27 protein-coding genes are annotated in these 26,665 nt (G+C 70.8%); 23 read left to right on the forward strand and 4 right to left on the reverse strand.

The annotated features are described in order from the left end of the window. Positions 1-100 precede the first annotated feature (100 nt). The 3 genes from O7610_RS04380 (at position 101) to O7610_RS04390 (ending at position 2,395) form a co-directional block, all read left to right on the forward strand. The gene (locus O7610_RS04380; protein WP_281555545.1) at positions 101-577 is read left to right on the forward strand and encodes an HIT family protein; all 477 of its coding nucleotides are present in this window, start codon (positions 101-103) and stop codon (positions 575-577) included. An 84-nt stretch (positions 578-661) separates the two neighbouring features. After that, positions 662-1,270, forward strand: coding sequence for a TetR-like C-terminal domain-containing protein (locus O7610_RS04385; protein ID WP_281554471.1), 609 nt, complete (start codon positions 662-664; stop codon positions 1,268-1,270). Between the two features lie 108 nt (positions 1,271-1,378). Then, positions 1,379-2,395 carry an SDR family oxidoreductase gene (locus O7610_RS04390; protein WP_281554472.1) on the forward strand — a complete coding sequence of 339 codons (1,017 nt, stop codon included), beginning with the start codon at positions 1,379-1,381 and terminating at the stop codon, positions 2,393-2,395. 3 nt (positions 2,396-2,398) lie between these two features. Here O7610_RS04390 and O7610_RS04395 read toward each other — a convergent pair whose 3' ends face one another. Next, the gene (locus O7610_RS04395; protein WP_289212699.1) at positions 2,399-4,522 is read right to left on the reverse strand and encodes an elongation factor G-like protein EF-G2; all 2,124 of its coding nucleotides are present in this window, start codon (positions 4,520-4,522) and stop codon (positions 2,399-2,401) included. Between the two features lie 314 nt (positions 4,523-4,836). Here O7610_RS04395 and pgsA point away from each other — a divergent pair, with 314 nt between their 5' ends. The 7 genes from pgsA to O7610_RS04430 all read left to right on the forward strand — a co-directional run bounded on the left by pgsA (position 4,837) and on the right by O7610_RS04430 (position 10,635). Next, on the forward strand, positions 4,837-5,484 hold the full coding sequence (gene pgsA / locus O7610_RS04400; protein ID WP_289212700.1) for a phosphatidylinositol phosphate synthase: 648 nt from the start codon (positions 4,837-4,839) through the stop codon (positions 5,482-5,484). After that, positions 5,481-6,419: a phosphatidylinositol mannoside acyltransferase gene (locus O7610_RS04405; RefSeq protein ID WP_281554475.1), complete on the forward strand. Its 939-nt coding sequence runs from the start codon at positions 5,481-5,483 to the stop codon at positions 6,417-6,419. Before pgsA ends, O7610_RS04405 begins: the two co-directional genes overlap by 4 nt. A 12-nt stretch (positions 6,420-6,431) precedes the next feature. Continuing rightward, a complete protein-coding gene (locus O7610_RS04410) occupies positions 6,432-7,592 on the forward strand; it encodes a glycosyltransferase family 4 protein (RefSeq protein ID WP_289212701.1) in 1,161 nt (386 codons plus the stop codon). Between the two features lie 34 nt (positions 7,593-7,626). Continuing rightward, positions 7,627-8,133, forward strand: coding sequence for a hypothetical protein (locus O7610_RS04415; RefSeq protein WP_289212702.1), 507 nt, complete (start codon positions 7,627-7,629; stop codon positions 8,131-8,133). A gap of 157 nt (positions 8,134-8,290) precedes the next feature. Then, entirely contained in the window at positions 8,291-9,226 is a 936-nt protein-coding gene (pdxS, locus tag O7610_RS04420) for a pyridoxal 5'-phosphate synthase lyase subunit PdxS (protein WP_289212703.1), read from the forward strand. Positions 9,227-9,258: 32 nt separating this feature from the next. After that, positions 9,259-9,855 carry a pyridoxal 5'-phosphate synthase glutaminase subunit PdxT gene (gene pdxT, locus O7610_RS04425; protein ID WP_281555546.1) on the forward strand — a complete coding sequence of 199 codons (597 nt, stop codon included), beginning with the start codon at positions 9,259-9,261 and terminating at the stop codon, positions 9,853-9,855. 30 nt (positions 9,856-9,885) lie between these two features. After that, a complete protein-coding gene (locus O7610_RS04430; RefSeq protein WP_123601103.1) occupies positions 9,886-10,635 on the forward strand; it encodes a YebC/PmpR family DNA-binding transcriptional regulator in 750 nt (249 codons plus the stop codon). A 104-nt stretch (positions 10,636-10,739) separates the two neighbouring features. On the opposite strand, the gene O7610_RS04435 is transcribed toward O7610_RS04430, so the two are convergent. Further along, on the reverse strand, positions 10,740-10,928 hold the full coding sequence (locus O7610_RS04435) for a DUF397 domain-containing protein (protein ID WP_281554478.1): 189 nt from the start codon (positions 10,926-10,928) through the stop codon (positions 10,740-10,742). A gap of 173 nt (positions 10,929-11,101) precedes the next feature. On the opposite strand from O7610_RS04435, the gene O7610_RS04440 reads away from it, so the two are divergent. The 11 genes from O7610_RS04440 (at position 11,102) to O7610_RS04490 (ending at position 22,336) form a co-directional block, all read left to right on the forward strand. Further along, positions 11,102-11,386, forward strand: a complete 285-nt coding sequence (locus O7610_RS04440; RefSeq protein ID WP_281554479.1) for a hypothetical protein — start codon at positions 11,102-11,104, stop codon at positions 11,384-11,386. Between the two features lie 496 nt (positions 11,387-11,882). Continuing rightward, the gene (locus O7610_RS04445) at positions 11,883-12,095 is read left to right on the forward strand and encodes a type II toxin-antitoxin system VapB family antitoxin (RefSeq protein WP_281554480.1); all 213 of its coding nucleotides are present in this window, start codon (positions 11,883-11,885) and stop codon (positions 12,093-12,095) included. A 212-nt stretch (positions 12,096-12,307) separates the two neighbouring features. Continuing rightward, the gene (locus O7610_RS04450; RefSeq protein ID WP_289212704.1) at positions 12,308-12,880 is read left to right on the forward strand and encodes a DUF4352 domain-containing protein; all 573 of its coding nucleotides are present in this window, start codon (positions 12,308-12,310) and stop codon (positions 12,878-12,880) included. Between the two features lie 115 nt (positions 12,881-12,995). Further along, entirely contained in the window at positions 12,996-13,523 is a 528-nt protein-coding gene (gene ruvC, locus O7610_RS04455) for a crossover junction endodeoxyribonuclease RuvC (protein WP_289212705.1), read from the forward strand. Continuing rightward, positions 13,520-14,122 carry a Holliday junction branch migration protein RuvA gene (ruvA, locus tag O7610_RS04460; protein WP_289212706.1) on the forward strand — a complete coding sequence of 201 codons (603 nt, stop codon included), beginning with the start codon at positions 13,520-13,522 and terminating at the stop codon, positions 14,120-14,122. Before ruvC ends, ruvA begins: the two co-directional genes overlap by 4 nt. Then, complete coding sequence (gene ruvB, locus O7610_RS04465) at positions 14,119-15,225, forward strand: Holliday junction branch migration DNA helicase RuvB (RefSeq protein WP_281554484.1); 1,107 nt, start codon at positions 14,119-14,121, stop codon at positions 15,223-15,225. Before ruvA ends, ruvB begins: the two co-directional genes overlap by 4 nt. 145 nt (positions 15,226-15,370) lie before the next feature. Beyond that, positions 15,371-15,715: a preprotein translocase subunit YajC gene (gene yajC / locus O7610_RS04470; RefSeq protein ID WP_475049474.1), complete on the forward strand. Its 345-nt coding sequence runs from the start codon at positions 15,371-15,373 to the stop codon at positions 15,713-15,715. Between the two features lie 184 nt (positions 15,716-15,899). Continuing rightward, positions 15,900-17,831 carry a protein translocase subunit SecD gene (secD, locus tag O7610_RS04475; RefSeq protein WP_281554485.1) on the forward strand — a complete coding sequence of 644 codons (1,932 nt, stop codon included), beginning with the start codon at positions 15,900-15,902 and terminating at the stop codon, positions 17,829-17,831. A gap of 1 nt (position 17,832) precedes the next feature. Continuing rightward, positions 17,833-19,041, forward strand: coding sequence for a protein translocase subunit SecF (gene secF / locus O7610_RS04480; RefSeq protein WP_281554486.1), 1,209 nt, complete (start codon positions 17,833-17,835; stop codon positions 19,039-19,041). 79 nt (positions 19,042-19,120) lie between these two features. Further along, complete coding sequence (locus O7610_RS04485) at positions 19,121-19,684, forward strand: adenine phosphoribosyltransferase (RefSeq protein ID WP_281554487.1); 564 nt, start codon at positions 19,121-19,123, stop codon at positions 19,682-19,684. 180 nt (positions 19,685-19,864) lie between these two features. After that, positions 19,865-22,336, forward strand: a complete 2,472-nt coding sequence (locus tag O7610_RS04490; protein WP_281555548.1) for a RelA/SpoT family protein — start codon at positions 19,865-19,867, stop codon at positions 22,334-22,336. A 91-nt stretch (positions 22,337-22,427) separates the two neighbouring features. On the opposite strand, the gene O7610_RS04495 is transcribed toward O7610_RS04490, so the two are convergent. Together O7610_RS04495 and O7610_RS04500 are read right to left on the reverse strand one after the other, a co-directional pair. Further along, positions 22,428-23,258, reverse strand: a complete 831-nt coding sequence (locus O7610_RS04495) for a peptidylprolyl isomerase (RefSeq protein ID WP_281554488.1) — start codon at positions 23,256-23,258, stop codon at positions 22,428-22,430. Between the two features lie 36 nt (positions 23,259-23,294). Then, the gene (locus O7610_RS04500; RefSeq protein ID WP_289212707.1) at positions 23,295-24,245 is read right to left on the reverse strand and encodes a peptidylprolyl isomerase; all 951 of its coding nucleotides are present in this window, start codon (positions 24,243-24,245) and stop codon (positions 23,295-23,297) included. A 304-nt stretch (positions 24,246-24,549) separates the two neighbouring features. On the opposite strand from O7610_RS04500, the gene O7610_RS04505 reads away from it, so the two are divergent. Both O7610_RS04505 and hisS read left to right on the forward strand, forming a co-directional pair. Continuing rightward, positions 24,550-25,266, forward strand: coding sequence for an MBL fold metallo-hydrolase (locus O7610_RS04505; protein WP_281554490.1), 717 nt, complete (start codon positions 24,550-24,552; stop codon positions 25,264-25,266). A gap of 16 nt (positions 25,267-25,282) precedes the next feature. Continuing rightward, the gene (gene hisS, locus O7610_RS04510; protein WP_281554491.1) at positions 25,283-26,614 is read left to right on the forward strand and encodes a histidine--tRNA ligase; all 1,332 of its coding nucleotides are present in this window, start codon (positions 25,283-25,285) and stop codon (positions 26,612-26,614) included. The last annotated feature ends 51 nt before the right edge of the window (positions 26,615-26,665 follow it).

The following is a 26,665-nucleotide window of genomic DNA, read 5'->3' on the forward strand; positions in this document are numbered from 1 at the left end:
GGGTGAGTCCGGCCGGCCGAGCCCGTACGATCATGGGGTGACTGGCACGACCGGACAACCGGGCCCGGATGGCCTGGAACGACTCTGGACACCGCACCGGATGGCGTACATCTCCGGTGCGGACCGGCCCGACGGTGGCTACGACTCGCCGACCGGCTGCCCGTTCTGCCTGGCCCCCGGTCGGCCGGCCGAGCAGAGTCTGGTGGTGGCCCGGGGCGAACGGGTCTTCGCCGTGCTCAACCTCTACCCGTACAACCCCGGTCACCTGTTGATCTGCCCGTACCGGCACGTCGCGGACTACCCGGAGTTGGACCGGGCCGAGACCGCCGAGCTGGCCGAGTTCACCCAGACCGCGATGCGGGTGATCCGCGCCGTGAGCAGCGCGCACGGCTTCAACATCGGGATGAACCAGGGTGGGGTGGCCGGTGCCGGCATCGCCGCCCACCTGCACCAGCACGTGGTGCCCCGGTGGGGCGGGGACGCGAACTTCATGCCGGTGATCGGCCGTACCAAGGTGCTGCCGCAGCTGCTCGCCGACACCCGCGACCTGTTCAGCGGGGCGTGGCCGGCGACCTGACAGGGGTATCCCCGTTAGCGAAAACTAGTTGTCGAAAACTTGATTTCGGTATCTGGTTTTCGTAGTGTCGGTAGGGGCGAGGAGGTGACGGTGTCGGAGACGCAGGCCAGACCGCGTCGCAGCCGGCTCTCGGCGGAGCGCGAGCAGGAGCTGCTGACGGTCGCACTGGCGATGGTGCGCGAGCGCGGCTACGACGCGGTCACCATCGACGACATCGCGGCTGCGGCAAAGGCCAGCACCGCTACGTTGTACCGGCGCTGGGAGAGCAAGTCGATGCTGGTCATTCGGGCTCTGCAGGCGCAGAAGCCCGCTCCGGCGATCGAAATCGACACCGGCTCCCTCCGCGGCGACCTGCTGGCACTGGCGACGATAGCCAGCGACGCGGCCCGAATCAGGGACTCGCATGACGCGGCCATGACGGGTCTGGCCCGGGACGTGTTGCTCAATCCCGAGCTGATGCTCGCCCTCCGCGAGCTCATGATCGAGCCGCAGATCCAGGCGATGCGTCGGATGCTTCAGCGACACGTCGACGCCGGGCGGATCGGCCCGGACAACCCGGTCCTCGATCTGGTGGACCAGATCCTCCTCGGGCCGTTGCTGGCCGGCCAGCTCTACCTCGGTCACCGGCCCGGCCTGGCCGCCCGAATCGTCGATGAGGTCCTGTTGCCGCTGCTGAGCGCGACGCGCGGCTGAGTCAGCTCCCGCGCCGTCTGGCCCAGGTCATCCGACGAGCTCGTTGCCTGTCCCGAGCGATCACGGTCCGTGATCGTTGGTTCGCGCTGTCAAGTTTGGGGAATCTCGATGTCAACAAACCGTATCCTGGTCACCGGTGGCACCGGCTTCGTCGCCTCGTACGTGATCCGAGGTGCCCTGGCCCGCAACTTCCAGGTCCGGACAACCGTACGCTCGCCGGCCCGGACCCCCGAGCTACGCCGCACCGTCGGCGACGACTCCATCGAGGTGGTGACCGCCGACCTCACCGAGGACGCCGGCTGGGACGCCGCCGCACAGGGCTGTCGCTACATCCTGCACATCGCCTCCCCGTTCCCCGGAATCCGACCGGCCAACGAGAACGATCTGGTCTTGCCGGCCCGCGACGGCACGCTCAGAGTGTTGCGGGCCGCCCGCGACGCAGGAGTACATCGAGTGGTGATGACGTCGTCGTTTGGGGCGGTCGGCTATGGCCAGCAACCGCCGGACCGTCCCTTCACCGAACAGGACTGGACGGATCCCGACGCGCCGGGTATCGACCCGTACATCAAGTCCAAGACCGTCGCCGAGCGGGCGGCATGGGACTTCGTCGAGGGTACCGACGGAGGTGTGGAGTTGGTGGTCCTCAACCCCACCGGAATCTTCGGGCCGGTCCTCAGCAGCGACCATCCCCCCTCGGTAGGCATCATCCAGGCGATGCTGTCCGGCCGGATGCCGCGCGTTCCCGACCTGTGGGTGTCCCCGGTCGATGTGCGGGACCTCGCAGACCTGCAGATGGCCGCCATGCTGACGCCGGAAGCCGCCGGGCACCGCTACCTCGCCGCCAGCGGCGCCCTGCTGTCGTTGCGGGATATCGCCGCGATCCTGCGCCGCCGGCTCGGCGCGGACGCAGCGAAGGTCTCCATCCGAGCGATGCCATCGACGCTGGTGCGGATTCTGGCCCCGTTCGTCCCGCAGCTGCGGGCAATGGTCGGCAACCTGGGGGTGCGTCGCCCGGTCTGCACCGACGCCGCCCGCGAAACCTTCGGCTGGACACCGCGGCCGGCAGAGGACACTGTCGTCGACACCGGACGCAGTCTCGTTCACAGCAGTCGGACCGGAGGCTGAGGGTCAACTGGACGATACGCGTTCGTAGCGGGCGAACGCCCGCCGGAACGTGCCGGCACCTCCGGTGATCGAGCGCAGCTGCACCGCGTACCGCAGCAGTTCGGTCGCCGGCACCTCGGCGCGGATGACCGTCCGGTCGCCGGATTCGTCATCGCCGGTGGTGCCGAGCACCCGGGCGCGTCGGCCGGCCAGGTCGCCGAGCACCGACCCGACCGCACCGGTCGGCACCCGCACCATGATCGCATCGACCGGTTCCAGCAGCGTCGGTCGGCCGGTGGTGGCCGCGTCCCGCAGGGCCAGCGCCCCGGCGGTCTGGAACGCCGCGTCCGACGAGTCGACCGGATGTGCCTTGCCGTCCACCAGGGTCACCCGCAGGTCGACCACCGGATGTCCGCTGACCACGCCCCGGTCCATCTGGGCCCGCACGCCTTTCTCCACCGATGGGATGTAGTTGTGCGGCACCGCCCCGCCGACCACCCGGTCGACGAACTCGAAGCCGCTGCCCTCCGGAAGCGGCTCCACCTCGATCTCGCACACCGCGTATTGTCCGTGCCCGCCGGACTGCTTCACGTGTCGTCCGTGCCCCCGGGCCGGCGCGGTGAACGTCTCCCGCAGCGGCACCCGGACCGGCTCGACGTCCACCTCGACGCCGCCGGAGCGCAGCCGGTCCAACAACACGTCGGCGTGCGCCTCGCCCATGCACCAGAGCACCAGTTGGCGGGTCTCGGCATTGCGTTCCAGCCGCAGCGTCGGATCACCGGCGACCAGCCGGCCCAGGTTGCGGGCCATCGCGTCCTCATCCGACCGGGTACGGGCGACGACCGCCACCGGCAGCAGGGGTTCGGGCATCTCCCACGGCTCGACCAGCAGCGGATCCGTGGCCGCCGAGATGGTGTCACCGGTCTCCGCGCTGCCCGACTTGGTCAACGCGCAGATGTCCCCGGCGACGCAGAACTCGACCTCCCGCAGCTGGGCACCCAGTGGGCTGTAGATGTGCGCCGCCCGTTCGTCGGCGTCGTGGTCGGGGTGGCCCCGCTGGCTGAGGCCATGCCCGGCCACGTGCACCGTACGGTCGGTGCGCAGCGTGCCGGAGAAGACCCGGACCAGCGACACCCGGCCGACGTGCCGGTCGACGGTGGTCCGGACCACCTCGGCGACCAGCGGGCCGGCCGGGTCGCAGCCCAGCGGCGGCCGGGGCGTGCCGTCCAGCCCGGTCACCGCCGGAAGGGTGTGCTCGGGCGGTGCCGGGAAGGCAGCGGTCAACAGCCACAGCAGCGCGTCGAGCCCGACCCCGGTGTGGGCGCAGACCGGCAGCACCGGATGGAAGTGGCCCCGGGCCACCGCTGTCTCCAGGTCGTCGACCAGCATCTTCGGGTCGATCTGCTCGCCGGCGAGGTACCGGTCGAGCAGGGTCTCGTCCTCGCTTTCGGCGATGATCCCCTCGATCAGTTCGTCGCGTGCCTCGGCGATCGCCGGCAGGTGCTCCGGGTCCGGCTCCCGCACCTGCGGGGGATGGCCGGTCGAGTAGTCCAGCACCTGCCGGGCGAGCAGATCCAGCAGCCCGGCGATGCCCACCCCGTCGTCGGCGAGCATCGGCAGGTGCAGCGGCAGCACGTTGTCGCCGAAGACCCGTTGACACAGCGCGACGGTTTCGTCGACGTCGGCGCGCGGATGGTCGAGACGGGTGAGCGCCACCGCCCGGGGCATGCCGACCGCCGCGCACTCCTCCCACAGCGCGGCGGTGGCCGCGTCCATCCCGTCCGCCGCGCAGACCACGAACAGCGCGGCATCGGCGGCGCGTAGTCCGGCCCGCAGTTCGCCGACGAAGTCCGCGTACCCCGGGGTGTCCAACAGGTTGACCTTGATGTCGCGGTGGAACAGTGGCGCGCAGGTCAACGCGACGGAGCGTAGCTGGCGTACCGCGGCCGGATCGTGGTCGCAGACCGTCGTGCCGTCCGGGACCTGCCCCGCCCGGCTGATCGTCCCGGTGGCGGCCAGCAACGCCTCGATCAATGTGGTCTTGCCGGCACCGGAGTGCCCGACCAGCACCACATTGCGGATCCGTTCGGGATCGGTGACCACCGCAACGGACCCGGCGGGCCCCCTGTCGTGGTTCTTCTGCGCCATGACTGCGCACCTCCTGGCTGCCTGACTGGGTGGGGCGACCGCGCTGCGGACCAGGCCGGGCTCCGGTCCGGACCGGAACGGCCGGCCGGGGACCGCAGAGGATGACCGCGGGGTGAATCCGCGGCGACATCTTCAGGCGGGCGGGACCTGCTCGGTAACGTGAACCGGGCCCGGGTGAGCTCGCTCACGTTCACGTGTCGATCCCACACCCGCGACGCGCCGTACACAAGTCCGGCGCGCGAGGTGACCGCCACCGGTTCACGTTCGTGGCCACCGTGCCGACCCTTTCCGTCGACCGTTATCGTGGGACCGCCATGGCGAAGATCTTCAGAGTGTCCGTCCGCGCGGGCATCACCCGGGTGATCGAGCCGGTAGCCCGCGGACTGCTCGGCGCAGGGATCTCGCCGAACGCGGTCACGGTCGCCGGCACCGTCGGTGTGCTCGTCGGGGCGATCGGCTTCGGCGCCCGTGGCCACCTGATCACCGGTCTGGTGATCGTCACGCTGTCCGCCCTGACCGACGTGCTGGACGGCACGATGGCCCGGCTGCGCGGCGGGTCGAGCACCTTCGGCGCATTCCTCGACTCGAGCATGGACCGGATCGCCGATGGGGCGATCTTCGGCTCGGTGGCGTACTGGCTCGCGGTCAGCGGCAACCGGGCGGGTGCGGTCGCGGCGCTGATCTGCCTGGTCGCCGGTGGCATCGTGTCCTACGTGAAGGCGCGCGCCGAAGGGCTCGGGATGACCTGCAACGTCGGCGTCGCCGAACGGGCCGAGCGGCTGATCCTGGTCGGCGTCGGCGGCCTGCTCAGCGGCCTCGGTGTCAGCTGGGGGCTGCCGGCCGCGCTCTGGCTGCTCGCCGCGCTGTCGCTGGTGACGGTCTGGCAGCGGATCGCCCACGTGCACCAGCAGACCACCGCTGCGGCGGGTCCCCGGCAGGCGGCGCAGGGCGTGGACGCGTGACCCCGGTCGAGCTGGGCTACGCGGCGGCCTGGCGGCTGATCCGGACGCTGCCCCGGCCGGCCGCCGCCGCCCTGTTCCGCGTCGGCGCCGACCGGGCGCACCGGCGCGGCGCGGCGTCGGTCCGCCGGCTCGCCGCCAACCTGCGCCGGGTGGTCGGCCCGGATCTGCCGGCGGCCGAGTTCGACCGGCTCACCCGGGACGCGGTGCGTTCGTACGCCCGGTACTGGATGGAGATGTTCCGGCTGCCGTCACTCAGTCGACAGCAGCGGCTCGCCGGTTTCCACCTGGCCGGTGCGCAGATGCTCGCCGCCAACGTGGCCGCCGGGCGCGGCTCGGTGGTGGCGTTGCCGCACGCCGGCAACTGGGACGCGGCGGGTGCCTGGGTGGCGGCCAACGACTGGCCGCTGACCACGGTCGCCGAACGACTGCGACCGGAAGGCGTATACAACCGGTTCGTCGCCGTCCGGCAACGTCTCGGCATGGAGATCGTCCCGGCCTCTGGCGGTCCCCGGCCACCGTTCGACGTCCTGATTGACCGGCTCGCCGCCGGCCACGTCGTGCCGCTGCTGGCCGACCGTGACCTGTCCGCCCGGGGCGTCGAGGTCAGTTTTTTCGGCGGCCGGACCCGGATGCCGGCCGGTCCGGCGCTGCTCGCGCTGCGTACCGGTGCCCCGCTCTACGTCACCACCATGTGGTTCGAACCGGACCGCGCACACGGCGCGTTGGACGGGCCGGTGCCGCTTCCCGACCCGTCGGTCGGCCCGCTGGACGTGCGGGTCCGCCTGCTGACCCAGCAGATCGCCGACCGGCTGGCGGTCGGTATCGCCCGCCACCCGCAGGACTGGCACATGATGCAGCGGCTGTGGCTGGACGAGCGGCCCGACCCCGACCCCGACCGGGACCGGTCGGGCAGCTCGGCCACCGGGCCGGGATGAGCGGGGGCCACCGTGCGGATCGGCATCGTGTGCCCGTACTCCTTCGACGTCCCCGGAGGGGTGCAGAACCACGTCGTCGACCTCGCTGAGGCGCTGATCGATCTCGGCCACGAGGTGAGCGTGCTGGCACCGGCGGACGAGGACGCCGCGCTGCCGCCGTACGTGGTGGCCGCCGGCCGCTCGGTGCCGGTGCCGTACAACGGCTCGGTGGCCCGGGTGAGTTTCGGCCCGGTGGTCACCGCCCGGGTCCGGCGCTGGCTCAACCGTGGCCAGTTCGACGTACTGCACGTGCACGAGCCGTTCGCGCTCAGCGTCAGCCTGCTCGCGGTGCTCTGCGCCCGGGGTCCGGTGGTGGCCACCTTCCACACCGCGATGACCAGGTCCCGGGCGCTGGCCGCCGCGCAGGGCATGCTGCAGCTGGTGCTGGAGAAGATCACCGCCCGGATCGCGGTGTCGGCGCTGGCCCGCAGGGTGCAGGTCGAACACCTCGACGGCGGCGCGGTGGAGATCCCCAACGGGGTGGCGGTGGCGAAGTACGCCAACGCCGAGCCGCTGCCCGGCTGGCCGGGTGACTGCGGTCCGGGCACCGGCGGCACGCTCGGCTTCCTCGGCCGGTTCACCGAGCCGCGCAAGGGCTTCGGTCTGCTCCGTGAGGCGTTCGTCGCGCTGGCCCCGGACCGCCCGGGCCTGCGGCTGCTGGTGGCCGGTCCGGGCCGGCCCGACGACCTGTACGCCGCCGTCCCGGCCGGGCTGCGCGACCGGGTGACCTTCCTCGGGCTGGTGTCGGAGCCGGACAAGGCCCGGATGCTGCGCAGCGTGCACCTCTACGTCGCGCCGAACATCGGCGGTGAGTCGTTCGGCATGATCCTCACCGAGGCGATGGCCGCCGGCGCGGCGGTGGTCGCCAGTGACCTGGACGCGTTCCGCCGGGTGCTCGACGACGGCCGGGCCGGGGAACTGTTCCCCACCGGTGACCCGGTGGCGCTGCGCCGGGCCGTCGCCCGGCTGCTGGACGACGCGCCGCGCCGGGAAGCGCTCGCCGACCACGCCCGGCAGGTGGTGGCGACCTTCGACTGGCCCGCGGTGGCCCGCCAGGTGCTGGAGGTGTACGCCGCCGCGATCGAAGCCACCGACGGGCGGGTGCTCTACCAGGAGTGGGCGGAGCCACCATGATCGGGTCCACGGGGCCTGCACCGGCGGCACTACGATGCCGGGAATGCGGTGGGTGGTCGGTGTGAGCGTCGCGGTCGTCCTGCTGTCGGCGTACCTCACCTGGACCGCGGCCCGGGTGGACCGGCTGCACGTCCGGGTTGCGGCGGCCGCCCGGGCGCTCGACGCGCACCTGCTGCGCCGGGCGGCGGCCGCCGCGGTGCTCGCCGAGGAGGAGTACGCGGTGGAGCTGTACGCGGCGGCCCGGATCGCGTTGGACGCCGCGTCCCCGGAGGAGCGTGAGGCCGCCGAGAACGACCTCACCCGGCAGTTGCGGGCGACGGCGCTGACCAGCCCGGATCCGGCGACCGAGGCGGTGGTGGTGGCCAGCCGCCGGCTGGTGCTGGCCCGTCAACTGCACACCGACCTGGTCCGCGACGCGTTGCTGGCCCGCCGGCGGCCGCTGGTGCGGCTGCTGCGCTTCGGCCGCCGGCACGACGAACCTCGCTACTTCGACATCGACGATCCGACCCTTACCCGGGTGGTGGACCCGACCCGCCGGTGATCGCGCCTACCCGCCGGTGACCTGGGGCTACTTGCCGGTGATCTGGGCCACAGGGCAGGCCACCGGGTTGTCGATTGGCTGTCGGTGGACCCCGCCGGCGGGCGTAGCATCCCAGGCGTACCCCCTGTCGCGCACTTCGCCGAGGAGCCGATCCGTCGTGTCCGAGACCCCCGCTGCTCAGGTCGCCGCCCCGGGTGCCGTCGCGCCCGCCTCCGTCACCGGTACCGCCCGGGTCAAGCGCGGCATGGCCGAGATGCTCAAGGGCGGCGTGATCATGGACGTGGTCACGCCCGAGCAGGCGAAGATCGCCGAGGACGCCGGGGCAGTCGCGGTGATGGCCCTGGAACGGGTGCCCGCCGACATCCGTGCCCAGGGCGGTGTGTCCCGGATGAGCGACCCAGACATGATCGACGGCATCATCGAAGCGGTCTCCATCCCGGTGATGGCCAAGGCCCGGATCGGACACTTCGTCGAGGCCCAGGTGCTGCAGGCGCTCGGCGTGGACTATGTCGACGAGTCCGAGGTCCTCACCCCGGCCGACTTCGCCAACCACATCGACAAGTGGGCGTTCACCGTGCCGTTCGTCTGCGGGGCGACCAACCTCGGTGAGGCGCTGCGCCGGATCACCGAGGGCGCCGCGATGATCCGCTCCAAGGGCGAGGCCGGCACCGGCGACGTCTCCAACGCCACCACCCACATGCGGCGCATCGGCGCCGAGATCCGCCGGCTGACCTCCCTGTCACCCGACGAGCTGTACGTCGCGGCGAAGGAGCTGCAGGCCCCGTACGACCTGGTCCGGGAGGTCGCCGAGACCGGGAAGCTGCCGGTGGTGCTGTTCACCGCCGGCGGTATCGCCACCCCGGCGGACGCGGCGATGATGATGCAGCTCGGCGCCGAGGGGGTCTTCGTCGGCTCCGGCATCTTCAAGTCCGGCAACCCTGCCCAGCGGGCGGCGGCGATCGTCAAGGCCACCACATTCCACGACGACCCGGACGTGCTCGCGAAGGTCTCCCGTGGGCTCGGCGAGGCGATGGTCGGCATCAACGTCGACGACATCCCGGTGCCGCACCGTCTCGCTGAGCGCGGCTGGTGACCGGCGCGGCCCAGTCGGCTCCCGACGCGCGGGTGCGGGTCGGCGTACTGGCGCTGCAGGGCGACGTCCGCGAGCACCTGCGGGCGCTGACCGAATGCGGTGCCACCGCCCGCCCGGTCCGTCGCCCCGAGGAGCTGGAGCAGGTCGACGCCTTGGTGGTGCCCGGCGGCGAGTCGACCACGATCAGCAAACTGGCGGTCGAGTTCGACCTGCTGGAGCCGATCCGCAAGCGGATCGCCGCCGGCATGCCGGTGTACGGGTCCTGCGCCGGCATGATCATGCTGGCCGACGAGATCCTCGACGGCCGGCCCGACCAGCTGTCCTTCGCCGGCATCTCGATGGCGGTGCGGCGCAACGCGTTCGGCCGGCAGGTGGATTCCTTCGAGGCGCCGGTGGTCATCGACGGTGTCGACGGCCCGCCGTTCCACGCGGTTTTCATCCGCGCGCCGTGGGTCGAACGGGTCGGCGAGGACGTCGAGGTGCTGGGCCGGGTAGCCGCCGGAGCGGCCACAGGTAGGATTGTCGCGGTTCGGCAGGGCAATCTGCTCGCCACGGCCTTCCACCCAGAGCTGACCGGCGACGGTCGGGTGCACCGACTGTTCGTGGAGATGGCCGTCGCGGCAGGCTGACCCCGCAGGTGGGAAGCGACGGAGGTGCACATGTCCGGCCACTCCAAGTGGGCGACGACCAAGCACAAGAAGGCGGTCATCGACGCCAAACGCGGCAAGATGTTCGCCAAACTGATTAAGAACGTCGAGGTCGCCGCCCGGACCGGCGGGGGTGACCCGGCCGGCAACCCCACCCTGTACGACGCCATCCAGAAGGCGAAGAAGAGCTCCGTACCCAACGACAACATCGACCGCGCGGTCAAGCGCGGCTCCGGCCTGGAGGCCGGCGGCGCCGACTGGCAGACGATCATGTACGAGGGGTACGGGCCGAACGGTGTCGCCCTGCTCGTCGAGTGCCTGACCGACAACCGCAACCGGGCGGCGACCGAGGTGCGTACCGCGCTGACCCGTAACGGCGGTTCGCTGGCCGACGCCGGCTCGGTGTCGTACCTGTTCTCCCGCAAGGGCGTGGTGATCGTGCCCAAGGGCGAGCACTCCGAGGACGACGTCATGCTCGCGGTGCTCGACGCCGGTGCCGAGGAGGTCAACGACCTTGGCGAGGCCTTCGAGGTGGTCAGCGAGCCAGGTGACCTGGTCGCGGTGCGCACCGCGTTGGTCGACGCCGGCATCGACTACGAGTCCGCCGAGTCGTCCCTGGTGCCGAGCATGAACGTGCCGCTGGACGAGGACGGTGCCCGGCGGATCTTCAAGCTGATCGACGTCCTGGAGGACTGCGACGACGTGCAGAACGTCTACGCGAACTTCGACGTCTCCGACGAGATCATGGCCGCCGTCGGCTGACCGGCCAGGGCTGTTGATGCTGCCTACTGTCCGCTGGTCAGCAGCGGAAAGCCCCGGATCCCGTTGAGATGGGGCCGGGGCTTGTCGTCTGTCCGTACGCGGATTCAGCTGTGCGTCTTCGCCACCTCGACGAATCGGGACCAGACGGCCGGGTGGAAGGTCAGGGTGCCGCCATCGCGGTCCTTGGTGTCCCGGACGTGGACGCGGCCGGGAAGATTGTCGGCGACCTCGACACAGTTGCTGCTGCCGTTGCTGCGGGTCGACTTGCGCCAGCTCGGCGTGGTCACGTCCATGTATCCACTGCTTTCATGATCAGGTCGAGGCTCTGGTCCTGCGGCAGAGCATACTCCCGGATCGCTTCCCACTGATGTTCCAGCAGGTCCACCCCGGCAGGGTCCTCCACCACATCGCCAGCACCGGGCGCATCTCTCACCCCGACGGTCCGCCCAGGTCTGCAGAGTCCTCGGTGGCCGCCCGGTCCCCGGAGCTGTCCCGGGCGGTCCACGACGCGAACTCGACCGCCCGCACCCACATCCCGAACCGGACCACCGGTGAGTGCCACCGGTGCGGCGGCGTACCCGGACCCTGCCGGCCGTTCCTGCGGGCGGTCGCCATCCTGGATCGGTGGGACCCCAGTAGTGCCCGGCGGATCCGAGCCGTACTGCATCTCTCCGGGTTGATGACCGCCGGCTACCCGCACGACGACCAGGACGAGTCCGCCGAGTCGTACGGGGCGTCGGACGATGCCTGACGACGAAGCTCTGGTGTGCCCCGGTGATCTGGTGGCGCTGCGGCAGTGTGACCACGTGGACGCCGATCGCCCGGTCCGGCTCCGGGTTGAGGAGGTATGGCCGTCCCCGGAGTGGTTCTCGTGGGTGACGCTCTACGGTCGGGAGGTCAGCGACGACCCACGGCGGCACGGCAGCATCACCAGCGTGCGGGCGTACCGCGACGCGTTGCGCCAGCCCGGGGCGGTCACCAGGACGCCCGCCCCGGTGTGCGCCTACTGCCGTGAGCGACTCGCGGCGGGCAGTCCCATCATTTCCTCTGCCCCTCCTCGGGACCCAAGGCTTCCGGGTCCCAGCTGAACGCCCCCGGGGCCTAGCACTTGTTGAGCCTGATGCCACAGGTGCATCTTGATGCACCTGTGGCATCAAGCCGTCGGAGCACTGTTGGGTCCCGAGAGCCGGCACGGGCACAACGTGCACCTGCCGGCCGAGCGGAGAACCATCCCCTAGGAGATGTCCATGGCCGCGACGCACCTGCATCTTGATGAGGACCTGTTGACGGAAGCCGCTGCCGCGTTGGGCACGACCACGGAGCGGGAGACGGTGACCGACGCTCTCCGGCAGGTGGTGAGAGTAAGCCGCGAACGGCGGCGACGAGCACTGGCTGACCTGCAGGAGATCGCCGCCTCCGGTGGCTTCCACCTCGACCGCCTCGATGGACTCGACCGGTGAGACCAACTGGTCGAGACCGGAGTCTTGCGCTGCACGCCCTCGCTGCTGGGCTACGCGATCGTGGCCACGGCTGTCTGCCGCTCGGTGCCGCGCGGTTTGACAACGTCTCCTAGCGTCACGGGGACGTCAAAGATCACCTGAGCCGGCGGCTCTCCACTGTCGTGGTTCGGGTGCGCAGATCCAGTCGCAACAGAGCCGGAAACGAGGACACGATGGCCAACAGGAAACTCGGTACCGCAGTTGCCCAGATCGCCGTGCTCGGCGTACTCGGGCTCATCGCCACAGGCTGTTCATCGACGGAGGGGACGCCGTCGTCGAGCGTCGAGGAAGCAGCGGCGCCGTCGCAGGCCGACGAACCGGCCGACGGCGCCGATGCCGGCGGTGACACCAGCACCGCGGCGGATCCACTCCCGTTCACCGAGGAACTCAACGGCCGCAGGCTCACCATCGAATCGTTCGGCACCTCCGCCGCCGGCTCCCCACTGTGGGAGGTCGGCGAGGGCAACGAGGTGCTGTACCTCCAGGTGAAGATCGAGAACGTCGACGCCGAACCCTGGGAGTCGAACGTCGTGCAGTTCTTCCTCCTCGACGAGTCGGACGAGACCTACGCGCCGTCCTTCTACGACGCCGAGGTCGGGGAAGCCCCGGACGCGGTCACCCTCGCCCCCGGTGATTCGGTCGAGGGGTACGTCCCGTTCGAGGTCCCCGCCGGCACCACCGGCCTGCGTCTGGAGTACGCGGTCGACCTGAGCCAGAACGCGGTCATCGACGTACAGCTGAACTGACGTACCGGCCGGGTGGCTCCGGTACGCGTGTCGGCTGTCCCGGCCTGCTACTGGTTGGCTAGGGTGTCGAACACACGTACGTGTGGCGGCGGTGTCGGCTGGGGGAGGATCGGTGGTGCGGGTGCTCGGGGTCGACCCTGGCCTGACCAGGTGCGGGGTCGGCGTGGTGGAGGGCGTGCCGGGTCGGCCGTGCCGGCTGGTCGCGTACCACGTGGTGCAGACCGACCCGGCCGACGACCTGCCGGACCGACTGTTGCACCTCGATGAGCGGCTGACCGCCCTGGTCGCCGAGCATCAGCCGCGCAGCGTGGCGGTCGAGCGGGTGTTCAGCCAGCACAACGTGCGTACCGTGATGGGCACCGCGCAGGCCAGCGCGGTGGCCGTGCTGGCCGGCGCGCGGGCCGGGCTGCCGGTGCGGACCTACACCCCGAGTGAGGTGAAGGCGGCGGTGACCGGTTCCGGCCAGGCCGACAAGGCCCAGGTGACCGCGATGGTCACCCGGCTGCTGCGGCTGGACCGCCCACCGCGCCCGGCGGACGCCGCCGACGCGCTCGCCCTGGCGATCTGCCACATCTGGCGAGGTGGTACGCATGACCGGCTGGCCGCCGCACAGCGGGCGGCCCGGAGCGGAGGTGCCCGATGATCGCGAGTCTGCGCGGGGTGGTGCTGGCGGTCGCGCCGGACAGTGCGGTGATCGAGGTCGGCGGGGTCGGTCTGGCGGTGCACTGTGCCCCGGGCACCCTGGCCAACCTGCGGCCCGGCGGCCCGGCCCGGCTGGCCACCAGCCTGGTGGTCCGGGAGGACTCGCTCACCCTGTACGGCTTCGCCGACGACGACGAGAAGCAGCTGTTCGAGCTGCTGCAGACGGCCAGCGGGGTCGGGCCCCGGCTGGCGCAGGCGGTGCTGTCGGTGCTCACCCCGGACGCGGTGCGCAAGGCGATCGCGAATGCCGACACGGCGGCGCTCACCCGGGTGCCGGGGATCGGCAAGAAGGGCGCCGAGCGGCTGGTGCTGGAGTTGCGGGACCGGGTCGGGCCGGTGCCGGTGGGTGCCGACGGCGCGGCCGGGGTGACCGCCGGGGCGTGGCCGGAACAGGTCCGGCAGGCGTTGGTCGGGCTGGGCTGGACCGCCGGGCAGGCCGACCAGGCGGTGGCCGCCGTGGCGGAGAGCCTGGACGGCCCGCCGCCGCCGGTCCCGGTGCTGCTCAAGCAGGCAATCAGGCTGTTGGGTAAGAGCCGGTGAGTGGCGACGTCGAGGGCCTGGTGTCGGCGTACGCCAGCGACGCCGAACGCGACGCGGAGGTCAGCGTCCGGCCGCGCCGGCTGGCCGAGTTCATCGCCCAGCACCGGGTCCGCGACCAGCTGGACCTGCTGCTGCGGGGCGCGATGGGCCGGGGCGCGCCGCCGGACCACATTCTGCTCAGCGGCCCGCCGGGGCTGGGCAAGACGACGCTGGCCAACATCGTCGCCGCTGAGCTGGGTTCGGGTATCCGGGTGACCAGTGGGCCGGCGATCGAGCGCTCCGGTGACCTGGCGGCGATCCTGACCAGCCTGGCCGAGGGCGACGTGCTGTTCATCGACGAGATCCACCGGATCGCTCGGCCGGCCGAGGAACTGCTCTACAGCGCGATGGAGGACTTCCGGGTCGACGTGGTGGTCGGCAAGGGGCCGGGCGCGACGGCGATTCCGCTGGACGTGGAGCCGTTCACCCTGGTCGGTGCGACCACCCGGGCCGGTCTGCTGACCGGGCCGATGCGGGACCGGTTCGGGTTCGTCGCGCATCTGGACTTCTACGAGTCGACCGAGCTGGAGGTGCTGCTGACCCGGTCAGCGGGGATTCTCGCGGTGCCGATCACGCCGGACGGGGCGGCGGAGATCGCCGGCCGGTCCCGGGGGACTCCGCGGATCGCCAACCGGCTGCTGCGCCGGGTCCGCGACTACGCCGAGGTGCGGGCGGCCGGGGTGGTCGACCGGGATACCGCCCGGGCGGCGTTGGCCGTGTACGACGTCGACGAGCTGGGTCTGGACCGGCTGGACCGGTCGGTGCTGACCGCGTTGATCGGCTCGTTCGGTGGCGGCCCGGTCGGGTTGTCCACCCTGGCGGTGGCGGTGGGGGAGCAGCCGGACACGGTCGAGGAGGTCTGCGAGCCGTTCCTGGTGCGGGCGGGGCTGCTGGCCCGTACCCCCCGGGGGCGGGTGGCGACCGAGGCGACCTGGCGGCATTTCGGCCGGGTGCCGCCGCCGGGAACGCTCGGCGGTCCGGCCGTGCCGGGTGTTCAGTCCCGGGCCGGTACGGCAGGCGGCATGGTGTCCAATATGCCTGATTTATTCTCGGATGAGGCTTAAACTATCTCGTGATCTGAACGTGATCCGTGCCGATCACAGAGTTCACAGTCACAGCGACTAGACTCGCCGCGGTCTGTACGGCACGTGAGATCCCGCCTCCGCAGAGCGTAACGGCGTCGCGAGTGGCTGACGAAAGGTTGTTGTTGTGTTCTTGGCGCAAGAGGGCGCGGGCGGCGCCAGCTTTATGCCCATCCTGATGATCGGCCTGCTCTTTGTCGTCATGTACTTCATGATGATCCGGCCGCAGCAGAAGCGGCGCCGCGAAGCCGAGCAGATGCAGTCGTCGATCAGCACCGGCGACGAGGTCGTCACCATCGGCGGCCTGTACGGCACCGTGTCCAGCATGGACGACGAGACGGTGATGCTCGAGGTCTCGCCCGGAGTGCACGAGCGCTACGCCCGACCGGCGATCGCCCGGGTGGTGCCTAGGACCGACGTCAGCGCGACGACCGAGTCCGCCCCGGCGGACGAGGTGCCGACCAAGGACTGAGCCACCCCGGGTCGCCAGACCCGAGTTACATCGATGATACTGATCGTTGTGTTGCCGGTCACGACCGCTCGACCTGACGGTCGCGGCTGGTACGACGACCATCCCACCGCCGCTCGCACCAGTGGCACCAACCGCTGCCGCCCGGGGCACCAGCGGCCGAACCGCGCAGGGAGACAGGACCGCCGTGGCACCACCTCAGGGACAGATGCGCCCCGGGCGGCAACTCGCCGCACTCGGGCTTATCTTCGCCGTCCTCTACCTCATGGTGTTCTTCGCCGGAGCCAGCGGCAGCTGGCAGGACCGGCTGGAGCCCAAACTCGGCCTGGACCTGATCGGTGGTACCCGGGTCACCCTGGAGGCCACCACCGAGGACGGCAGCGCGCCACCGGCCGCATCGCTCGACCGGGCCCGCGACATCATCGAGAACCGGGTGAACAGCCTCGGCGTCTCCGAGGCGGAGGTGGTCACCGAGGGCGACCGGAACATCGTCGTCTCGCTGCCCGGCCAGAACCGCGACCTGACCGAGATCGGTAACGCGGCCGAGCTGCGGTTCCGCAAGGTACTCAAGGCCACCGACGGCGGTGAGCCGATCCAGCCACAGGCGTCCCCCACGCCGAGTGAAGGTGCCGGCGAGGAGGGTGCCGACGCGTCGCCGTCACCCGGTGCCTCGCCCGACGCCGAGGCGTCTCCTGGCGCGGAGCCGTCGCCGCAGGCGGAGGCCGAGCAGAGCCCGGCCGCTGGTGGCGAGGGCGGCATGGCCCAGCCGGACCCGACCGACTCGGCCAGCCCCGATGCCAGTGTCAGCCCCAGCCCGCAGGCAAGCCCGAGCGCGTCCCCGACGCCCGCCGCCGACACCGACGGGCCGGTCGACCTCGCACAGGTCCAGGCAAAGGTCGGCGAGGCGGCCTGGGCGGCGGCGACCGGCCTGCAGGCCCCGGCCGACTTCAGCGCAGACCCGACGCTGGCCGACACCCTGGCCCCGTTCGGCGAACTGACCCCGGCGGAGATCCGGGTGCTGCCGGCCGGCGTGCAGTACAACGTGCCGTACGTGACCTGTGACAAGCTCCTGCTGCGCCAGGCTGGTTCGATCCGCGACGAGTCCCAGCAGGTCGTCGCCTGCGAGGGCCTGGTCAAGTACCTGCTGGACGAGGCGAAGGTGGTCGGCACCGACGTCAGCGACGCCAGCGGCGTGCTGGACCAGACCACCAGCCAGTGGGTGGTCAGCCTCAACTTCACCGGCTCCGGCCAGCGCGCCTGGACCGAGCTGACCCGCGAGGCGTTCAACAACACCGACCAGGAGTGCGAGGCGAGCGCGCTCGGCCAGGACGGTAAGTGCCGGGTCGCGGTGGTCCTCGACAACGAGGTGATCTCCTCACCGGAGATCCAGGGCGTGCTCACCGGCGACTCGCAGATCACCGGCGACTTCACCAGCGCCACCGCCAACGAACTGGCCAGCAACCTGCGCTACGGTGCGCTGCCGCTGACCTTCGAGCAGCAGGAGGCGCAGAGCATCTCCGCCACGCTCGGAACCGAGCACCTGCGCGCTGGCCTGCTCGCCGCCGGCATCGGCATGCTGCTGGTCGCGGTCTACTCGTTCTTCTACTACCGGTTGCTCGGCATCGTGATCTTCCTCAGCCTGATCCTGTCGGCGCTGCTGGTCTTCGGCGCGATGGTGGTGCTCGGCCGGCAGATCGGCTTCACCCTGACCCTCGCCGGAATCGCCGGTCTGATCGTCTCGCTGGGTGTGGCGGCCGACTCGTTCGTGCTCTACTTCGAACGCCTCAAGGACGAGATACGTGAGGGTCGAAGTCCACGCAGCGCCGTACCCCGGGCCTGGCTGCGCGCCCGGCGGACGATCATCTCGGCGAACGCCATCACCCTGATGGCGGCGGTCGTGCTCTACATCGTGTCGGTGGGCACCGTGAAGGGCTTCGCCTTCGCTCTCGGCCTGGCGACCGTGCTCGACCTGGTCGTGGTGTTCCTGTTCCGGCACCCGATCATGTCGATGCTGGCCCGGACCAAGGCGTTCCTGTCTCCCCGGGTCAGCGGCCTCGGCCGCGCGGTGAAGACCGAGGACGAGACCCCGATTCGCAACCCGCGCGTCAAGGAGGCCTGACATGAGCGGTTTCGCTGGACGCCTCTACCGGGGTGAGGCCAACCTCCCGATCGTCAAGCGGCGTAACACCTGGTTCGTGATCGCCGCGGTGGTCGTCGTCCTGTCGATCGCAAGCTTCTCGATCCGGGGCTTCAACCTCGGCATCGACTTCCGGGGCGGCAACGAATTCCAGGTGCCGGCGAGCGTCGGCACCCTGCTGCAGGCCGAGGACGCCCTCGACGCCGAGCTCGCCGAGTTGGACACCGAGGAGCCGCTCGAGGTGGTCTCCGGCCAGGAGGTCGGCGGCACCACCTACCTGTTCCGCACCGCCGAGCTCACCTCCGAGCAGACCGAAGCCTTCAAGCAGGGTCTCGCCGAGCGGCTCGACATCGAGCAAGCGGCGATCAGCGACAGCCGGGTCAGCGGTGCCTGGGGTAGCCAGGTCACCCAGCGGGCGCTGCTCGGCCTGCTGGTCTTCATGGTGCTGGTCACCATCTACCTGGTGCTGCGGTTCGAGTACCGGATGGCGATCGCGGCGGTCGCCGGCCTGGTGCTCGACCTGCTGCTGACCGCCGGCATCTACTCGGCCTCCGGCTTCGAGGTCACCCCGTCGACGATCATCGGCTTCCTGACCATTCTCGGCTTCGCCCTCTACGACGTCGTGGTGGTCTTCGACAAGATCCAGGAGAACACCCGGGGCGTCACCGGCGGCAGCAGCCAGACCTACGGCGAGGCCGCCAACCTCGCGGTCAACCAGACCCTGATGCGGTCGATCAACACGTCGATCGTCGCGTTGCTGCCGGTCGGTGGGCTGCTGTTCATCGGTGCCGGGCTGCTCGGCGCCGGAACCCTCAAGGACCTCGGTCTGGTGCTGTTCGTCGGTATGGGCGCGGCCTTCTTCGCGTCGATCTTCTTCTCCTCGCCACTGGTGACGGTGCTCAAGGAGCAGGAGCCGAAGTACAAGCTGCACACCCAGCGGGTGCAGGCCAAGCGGTCCTCCCTGGCGGAGCGGGACAAGGCACCGAAGCGGTCGCGTACCAGCGCCGGTGCCTCGACCACAACGTCGGCCGACGAGCCCGCCGAGACCGAGCCCGCCGCGGACGCCGCTCTGGCCGGCACCGCGCCGAAGGCCGGTGCCCGACCGGCCGGCAAGCGTCAGTCCGGCGGCGGTCGTGGCGGCCGACCCGGCGGTGGGGGCCGCAAGCGCCCCAGCGGCGCGAAGCGTCGCTGACGATTTCCCTCGGTGGTGTTCCGGCGGCGACACGCCGCCGGAACACCACCGGTCTCACCCGGCACGGAAAGGGCGGAAGGTGACGGAGACCGAGGCAGTGATCGTCGGGGACAGCGGTGCCGAGACGGCCGCGTTGGTGGCCAGTCGGGTGATCGACGTACCGGACTTCCCCAAACCCGGCATCGTATTCAAGGACCTGATGCCGCTGTTCGCCGACGGGCCGGCGTTCCGGGAGATCACCGACCGGATCATCGCCCACCACGGAGCGGACTCCTTCGACGTGGTCGCCGGCATCGAGGCGCGTGGGTTCGTGCTGGCGGCGGCGATCGCGTACGCCACCGGCACCGGGGTGGTCCCGGTCCGCAAGGCCGGCAAGCTGCCCCGGGCATCGTTCTCCGCCTCGTACGCGTTGGAGTACGGCGAGGCGGTCCTGGAGGTGCATCAGGACGCCTTCACGGTCGGTCAGCGGGTCCTGGTGGTCGACGACGTGCTGGCCACCGGCGGAACCGCCGCCGCCACGCTGGACCTGGTCGACCGGGCCGGGGGAACGGTGATCGGCTTCACCGTCCTGCTGGAGCTGGGATTCCTCGCCGGGCGGGACCGGCTCGCGCCCCGGTCGGTGCACGCCATGTGGCGGGTGTGAGCCGGCCGACGGGCAGCTCGGCCGCCGGGCGCAGCACCGGCCGGACGGGTAATATTGCGGTCCCTGTCAGTCAGGGGCGCTGTCTCCTGGCTAGCGCGGTAGCAGCTCAGCCCGATACGGTCGGCTGAGTTCCGGCAGAGGTGAGGGAGGCCGGTGTCCCCCGACGTCGTCGCTCCTTCCATGGAGGGCACTGTGCATCCGACTGGCGAGGTCAACCCCACTGGGGGCGTGACCAACGGCGAGGCACCCGGTTCTGCCGTCAATCCGGGCGGCCCCGACGTCGCCGGTGACCGCAGCGCGGCACCCCCGGCGGCGAACGGTGCGACAGCTGCGGCGGCGAACGGTGCGGGCGACCACGCCGGCGCGGGCGCGGCCGGCACTGGTTTCGCGTTCAACGGTGCGCCGACCGGGCGTCGGGTACGGGCCCGGCTGGCCCGGTTCAACGCGCCCTGGCAGGCGCCGCACATCCCCGAGGTGCTGGAACCGCTGATCGCCACCCACCAGCAGAGCCACCCGAAGGCCGACCCACGGGTGCTGCAGCGGGCCTTCGAGATGGCCTCCAAGTGGCACTCCGGGCAGTACCGCAAGTCCGGCGATCCGTACATCACGCATCCGTTGGCGGTTGCCACCATCCTCGCCAATCTCGGCATGGACACCACGACGCTGGTCGCCGCGCTGCTGCACGACACGATCGAGGACACTGATTACACCCTCGACGAGATGCGCGCCGACTTCGGTGGTGAGGTGGCGCTGCTGGTCGACGGGGTCACCAAGCTCGACCGGGTCAAGCTGGGCGACGCGGCCAAGGCCGAGACCATCCGCAAGATGGTGGTGGCGATGGCGAAGGACCCCCGGGTCCTGGTGATCAAGCTCGCCGACCGGCTGCACAACATGCGGACGCTGACCTTCCTGCCCAAGGCGAAGCAGGAGCAGAAGGCCAAGGAGACCCTGGAGATCCTGGCGCCGCTGGCCCACCGGCTCGGTATGAACACCGTCAAGTGGGAGCTGGAGGATCTGGCATTCGGCACGCTGTTCCCGAAACGGTACGAGGAGATCAACCGGCTGATCGGGGAACACCAGCCGCAGCGCGACACCCAGCTGCGCAAGGTGACCCAGAAGGTGCAGGTCGACCTGCGCGCCGCGAAGGTCAGGGCGGAGGTCACCGGCCGGCCGAAGCACCTCTACTCGATCTACCAGAAGATGATTGTCCGGGGGCGGGACTTCAACGACATCTACGACCTGGTCGGCGTACGCATCCTGGTCGACACGGTCCGCGACTGCTACGCGGCGCTCGGCGTGATCCACGCGAACTGGCAGCCGGTCCCCGGCCGGTTCAAGGACTACATCGCGATGCCGAAGTTCAACATGTACCAGTCGCTGCACACCACGGTGATCGGGCCCACCGGCAAGCCGGTGGAGATGCAGATCCGCACCTACGCGATGCACCGTACCGCCGAGTTCGGCATCGCCGCGCACTGGAAGTACAAGGAGCAGAAGGGCGCCACCGTCGTCGGCCCGCCGGCGCACATCGACGAGATGACCTGGCTGCGGCAACTGCTCGACTGGCAGCGGGAGGCGAGCGATCCGAGCGAGTTCCTCGACGCGCTGCGCTTCGACCTGTCCAGCCAGGAGGTTTACGTCTTCACCCCCAAGGGCGACGTGATCCCGCTGCCCACCAGTTCCACCCCGGTCGACTTCGCCTACGCCGTGCACACCGAGGTGGGGCACAAGTGCATCGGGGCGCGGGTCAACGGCAAGCTGGTGCCATTGGAATCGACGCTGTCCAACGGCGACGTCATCGAGATCTTCACCTCCAAGTCGGCGACCGCCGGCCCGACCCAGGACTGGCTGGGCTTCGTCAAGAGCCCTCGGGCCCGCACCAAGATCCGGCAGTACTTCAACAAGGAACGCCGCGAGGAGGCAATCGAGACGGGCAAGGACGCGATCGCCAAGGCGATGCGCAAGCAGGGCATGCCGTTGCAGCGGATGCTCACCACGGACTCGCTGATGGCGATCGCCCGCGACCTGCACCTGGCCGACGTCGCCGCGCTGTACGCGGCGGTCGGCGACAGCCAGGTGTCCGCGCAGTCGGTGGTGCAGCGGCTGATGGTCAGCCTCGGCGGCGAGGAAGGGGCCGCCGAGGACCTGGCCGAGTCGGCCGTCGCAACCCGCCCGCCCCGGGCACGGCACAACGGCGCCGACCCCGGCGTGGTGGTACGCGGGGTCACCGACGTCTGGATCAAACTGGCCCGCTGCTGTACCCCGGTCCCGCCGGACACGGTGTTCGGCTTCGTCACCCGGTCCGGCGGCGTCAGCGTGCACCGCGACGACTGCTTCAATGCGGCCGAGCTCAAGGCGCAACAGGAACGGCTGGTCGAGGTCACCTGGAAGTTGACCTCGGCGTCGACGTTCCTCGTCGCCATCCAGGTTGAGGCGCTCGACCGGCACAAGCTGCTGGCTGACGTGACCAGGGTGCTCTCCGAGGAGCGGGTGAACATTCTCTCGGCGACCGTGACCACCACCCGGGACCGGGTGGCGGTCAGCCGCTTCTCGTTCGAGATGGCCGACCCGAAGCACCTTGGCCATCTGCTCAACGCGGTCCGCAAGGTCGACGGCGTCTTCGACGCCTACCGGGTCACCTCCGGCACCTGACAAGAAGGCGCCAGGGCATCGGGTAATGCCCTGGCGCACTGGTACCGGCTCAGCGGGCTCGGCGGCGTTGCCGGCCGCCGAGCCCGGTGGACTACTGCGGCTCGCTCACCGTCAACGAGTTGATCAGAATGTCGTTGTTGGGGTGGCCGCCGCCGGGGGACGGCTCGAACGCACCGTCGTGACCGGCCTCGGTGGCCTCCTGGATGACGTCGAGGCCCTCGACGACCCGGCCGAGCACGGTGTAGTCCGGGCTGAGCTCGACGTCCTGGTAGATGAAGAAGAACTGGCTGCCATTGGTGTCCGGGCCGCTGTTGGCCATCGCCACGACCCCGGCGGGGTAGGCGGGCCGGTCGTCGACCGGCAGGTTCTCGTTGGCGAACTGGTAGCTCGGCCCGCCGGTGCCGTCGGTGTCCCGGTAGCCTTCGCCGCTGGCGCTCGGGTCACCGCACTGCAGCATGCCGGGGAACATCCGGTGGCATTTGGTGTTGTCCCAGAATCCCTGGCCGGCCAGGTGACTGAAGCTGGCCGCCGTGCACGGCACCTCGGCCAGGTCCATCTCCACCTGGATCTCACCGAAGCTGGTGTCCAGGGTCATCACCTGGCTGCCGCTGTCCGGCGGCGTGGTGGTCGGCGGAACGCCGACGTCCACGGTCGTCTCACGGCGCTGCTCGACGGGGATCTCGTTCCACACGCAGGTCACGCCGGCGTCGCCGCCGTCGGCCTGGGGCGTGGTCTCGGTCTCGTCGTCCCCGAGGCTGGCGACCAGCCACACCGTGCCCGCGGCCACGAGCAGCAGGGCGACGCCGGCACCGATGCTGGCCTGCAACTGGCGGCGCTTGCGGGCCGCCTCGGCGCGCTGGGCCATCTCCTTTTCGAGGCGGGCCCGAGCCGCGGCACGCTGCCGCTCCCTGGTCGACGTCACGGTGGATCCTCCTGGATTCGGGTTGTCTGGGTCAGGTCAGGACTGGCCGGCGGTGCCGTCGGTGCCCTCCGCGTCCGGCTCGGTGGCCGACGGGTCGGTGGTGGCCGGTGCCGAGGCACTCGGGTCGGTCGACGGGGTCGCCTCGGTCTCGTCGGCCCCGATCGGCTCGCCGACGGTCAGGCTCTGGATGACCACGTCGGTCTCCGGCTTCACCGGTGCGCCGGCGGCGTTGTTCACCAGTGGGAGAGCGCCGATCGCCTCGACCGTGTCCATCCCCGAGGTCACCTTCCCGATGATCGGGTACGAGGGGAACTCGGTGGTGTAGTCCTCGAAGAAGATCTTGAACTGGCTCCCGTTGGTGCCCTGCGGCACGCCGACCGCAGCGACCGTGCCGGCCGGGTAGAGCGGCGGATGGTCGGCCAGCGCCTCCGTCGGGTCGGCCGACGGGTCCAGCTGCGGCGAGACCGGCACGTTCTCGCTGAAGTACGAGTACGTCGGCCCGCCCTGTCCGGTGCCGCTCGGGTCGCCGCACAGGATCGCGCCCTCGTCGGTGATCTCGTGGCAGGTCGTGTCGTCGAAGAAGTTGCGGCTGGCCAGGTGGGCGAAGTTGGCGGCGGCGCATGGCGCGGCGGCGAGGTCGAGCTCGACGGTGATCGGCTCGCCCTGGTTGGTGATGATCGTCATCGGCTGGACCCCCTGGTTCGGCGGGTCGGTGGTTTCCGGCATGCCGACGTCGGTGAGGTTGCTGTTGGCGGCCGGGTCCTGCGGGGTCCAGGTGCAGATGCCCGCAGCCTCCGGGGTCTCCGGCTCGCCGTCGAAGGCGCCGAGCGCCCAGGCCGAGCCGCCGGCGATGAGCAGCAGCGCGAGGCCGGCGCCCACGCCGGCGCGGATCCGCCGCTTGCGCCGGGCCGCGGCGGCACGCCGGGCCATCTGCCGGTCAAGCTTCGCCCGCGCCAACTTGCGCTGCCGGTCCCTACTGGAGGCCACCCGCGCTCCCCTTTCCTGATCATCCCTGCGCCGTGCGGCGGGTCGGTACGTGTCCTGCGGAGGGCGTGCCGGACCCGGGCGCCTTTGCGGTGCGCCACGCCACACGCCCGCAAGAGTGTACGGGTATCGGCTGGGAAATTGTTGTACGAGGTCCGCTCTGTATCCAATTGGAGATCATCGCTGCCGTCGCGGACTGGGTGGGGCCGGCAGGTGTGCCACGGCGGCCCCGCGTGTCGCGGCGGCTAGGCTCGACCCGGAGACGATTCCGGCGGCCCGCGCGGGCCGGCCGACGGAGAGGAGAGGCGTGCTCATCACCGGCTTCCCGGCGCAGGCGTTCGGCACCAACTGCTACGTGGTGGCCGCCGGGCCGGGCGAGCAGTGCGTCGTCGTCGACCCCGGCATCGGGGTGCTCGACGACCTGGACCAGGTGCTGGCCGAGCACCGGCTGCATCCGGCGGCGGTGCTGCTCACCCACGGCCATCTCGACCACACCTTCTCGGTCGCGCCGGTCTGCGGCACGCGTGGCATCACCGCGTACGTGCATCCGGGTGACCGGGAGATGCTGGCCGACCCGGCGAAAGGCCTGTCGACGGACCTGGCGGCGATGTTCGGCGGCCGGCTGCCGTACAGCGAACCGGACGACGTCGCCGAGCTGACCGACGGCGCCACGCTGACGCTGGCCGGGTTGGAGATCAGCGTCGACCATGCCCCTGGCCACACCGGCGGTTCGGTGCTGTTCCGGCTGCCCGGCGCAGACTCGCCCTGGGAGGCCGAGCAGGTCTGTCTCTCCGGCGACGTGCTGTTCGCCGGTTCGATCGGCCGCACCGACCTGCCCGGTGGCAGCATGGCGACGATGATGACCAGCCTGCGGGACAAGGTGCTGCCGTTGGCCGACGACACCGTGGTGCTGCCCGGCCACGGTCCGGCCACCACCATCGGCCGGGAGCGTGTGAGCAACCCCTATCTGCACGAGGCCGCCGGCAGCGGCAACGCCGTGCCGGCCCGCCGTACCGGACTGTGACGACGAGGATGTACCGATGAGCAAGCCCAGGCCGATCTCCGGCTTCCCGGAGTGGTCGCCCCCGCAGCGGATGATCGAGCAGTACGTCATCGACCGGCTGCGGCACACCTTCGAGCTGTACGGCTTCGCCCCGCTGGAGACCCGCGCGGTGGAGCCGCTGGACCAGCTGCTGCGCAAGGGGGAGACCTCCAAGGAGGTCTACCTGCTGCGCCGGTTGCAGGCCGAGCCGGGTGCCGAGGTCGGTGACGACGCCCTCGGGCTGCACTTCGATCTGACCGTGCCGTTCGCCCGCTACGTGCTGGAGAACGCCGGCAAGCTGCAGTTCCCGTTCCGCCGCTACCAGATCCAGAAGGTGTGGCGGGGGGAGCGGCCGCAGGAGGGCCGCTACCGGGAGTTCCTGCAGGCCGACATCGACATCGTTGACCGCGACGAGCTGGCCCCGCACCACGAGGCGGAGCTGCCGCTGGTCATCGGGGACGCGCTGGCGAGTCTGCCGATCCCGCCGGTGCGGATCCAGGTCAACAACCGCAAGGTCTGCGAAGGCTTCTACCGGGGGATCGGGTTGACCGATCCGGATGCGGCGCTGCGGGCGATCGACAAGCTGGACAAGGTCGGCCCGCAGCGGGTGGCCGAGCTGCTGGCCGAGACGGCCGGTGCCAGCGACAGCCAGGCCAAGGCCTGCCTGTCGCTGGCGGAGATCTCGGCGCCGGACGCCTCGGTCGCCGACGCGGTGCGTGGTCTCGGCGTTGAGCACCCGCTGCTCGACGAAGGGCTCACCGAGCTTGTGGCGGTGCTGGAGACGGCCGCCGCGCACTCGCCCGGCCTGTGCGTGGCAGACCTGCGGATCGCCCGGGGTCTGGACTACTACACCGGTACGGTCTACGAGACCCAGCTACAGGGGTACGAGCGGTTCGGCTCGATCTGCTCGGGTGGCCGCTACGACGATCTCGCCTCGGCCGGCGCGGACCGCTTCCCGGGCGTCGGGATCTCGATCGGGGTGTCCCGGCTGCTGGGGCTGCTGTTCGGCGCCGACGCGTTGGCGATCTCCCGGCCGGTGCCGACCTGCGTGCTGGTGGCGTTGCCGGCCGAGTCTGGCCGGCCGGCTGGCAACCGGGTGGCCGACGCGCTGCGTCGGCGGGGGATCGCCACCGAGGTGTCACCGTCGGCTGCCAAGTTCGGCAAGCAGATCCGGTACGCGCAGCGCCGCGACATCCCGTACGTCTGGTTCCTCGGGGTCGACGGTGAGTCGGACAGTGTCAAGGACATCCGCTCGGGGGATCAGGTGCCGGCGGCCGCGGACGCCTGGTCACCGCCGTCGGCGGACCTCCAGCCGACGGTGACCGGCTGACAGTGACGCGGCCGATGGCGACTTGCCTGGTCGACATAGCGGACATACGGC

Origin of the sequence: Solwaraspora sp. WMMA2065, from assembly GCF_030345075.1 — a bacterium.
GTDB lineage: Bacteria > Actinomycetota > Actinomycetes > Mycobacteriales > Micromonosporaceae > Micromonospora_E.

Bases quoted from the DNA above. Each gene is read 5' to 3' on its own strand.
- O7610_RS04380 (WP_281555545.1), top strand. From the start codon at position 101: ATGGCGTACATCTCCGGTGCGGACCGGCCCGACGGTGGCTACGACTCG.
- O7610_RS04390 (WP_281554472.1), top strand. From the start codon at position 1,379: ATGTCAACAAACCGTATCCTGGTCACCGGTGGCACCGGCTTCGTCGCC.
- O7610_RS04395 (WP_289212699.1), bottom strand. From the start codon at position 4,522: ATGGCGCAGAAGAACCACGACAGGGGGCCCGCCGGGTCCGTTGCGGTG.
- pgsA (WP_289212700.1), top strand. From the start codon at position 4,837: ATGGCGAAGATCTTCAGAGTGTCCGTCCGCGCGGGCATCACCCGGGTG.
- O7610_RS04415 (WP_289212702.1), top strand. From the start codon at position 7,627: ATGCCGGGAATGCGGTGGGTGGTCGGTGTGAGCGTCGCGGTCGTCCTG.
- O7610_RS04430 (WP_123601103.1), top strand. From the start codon at position 9,886: ATGTCCGGCCACTCCAAGTGGGCGACGACCAAGCACAAGAAGGCGGTC.
- O7610_RS04435 (WP_281554478.1), bottom strand. From the start codon at position 10,928: ATGGACGTGACCACGCCGAGCTGGCGCAAGTCGACCCGCAGCAACGGC.
- O7610_RS04445 (WP_281554480.1), top strand. From the start codon at position 11,883: ATGGCCGCGACGCACCTGCATCTTGATGAGGACCTGTTGACGGAAGCC.
- O7610_RS04450 (WP_289212704.1), top strand. From the start codon at position 12,308: ATGGCCAACAGGAAACTCGGTACCGCAGTTGCCCAGATCGCCGTGCTC.
- ruvA (WP_289212706.1), top strand. From the start codon at position 13,520: ATGATCGCGAGTCTGCGCGGGGTGGTGCTGGCGGTCGCGCCGGACAGT.
- secF (WP_281554486.1), top strand. From the start codon at position 17,833: ATGAGCGGTTTCGCTGGACGCCTCTACCGGGGTGAGGCCAACCTCCCG.
- O7610_RS04490 (WP_281555548.1), top strand. From the start codon at position 19,865: ATGGAGGGCACTGTGCATCCGACTGGCGAGGTCAACCCCACTGGGGGC.
- hisS (WP_281554491.1), top strand. From the start codon at position 25,283: ATGAGCAAGCCCAGGCCGATCTCCGGCTTCCCGGAGTGGTCGCCCCCG.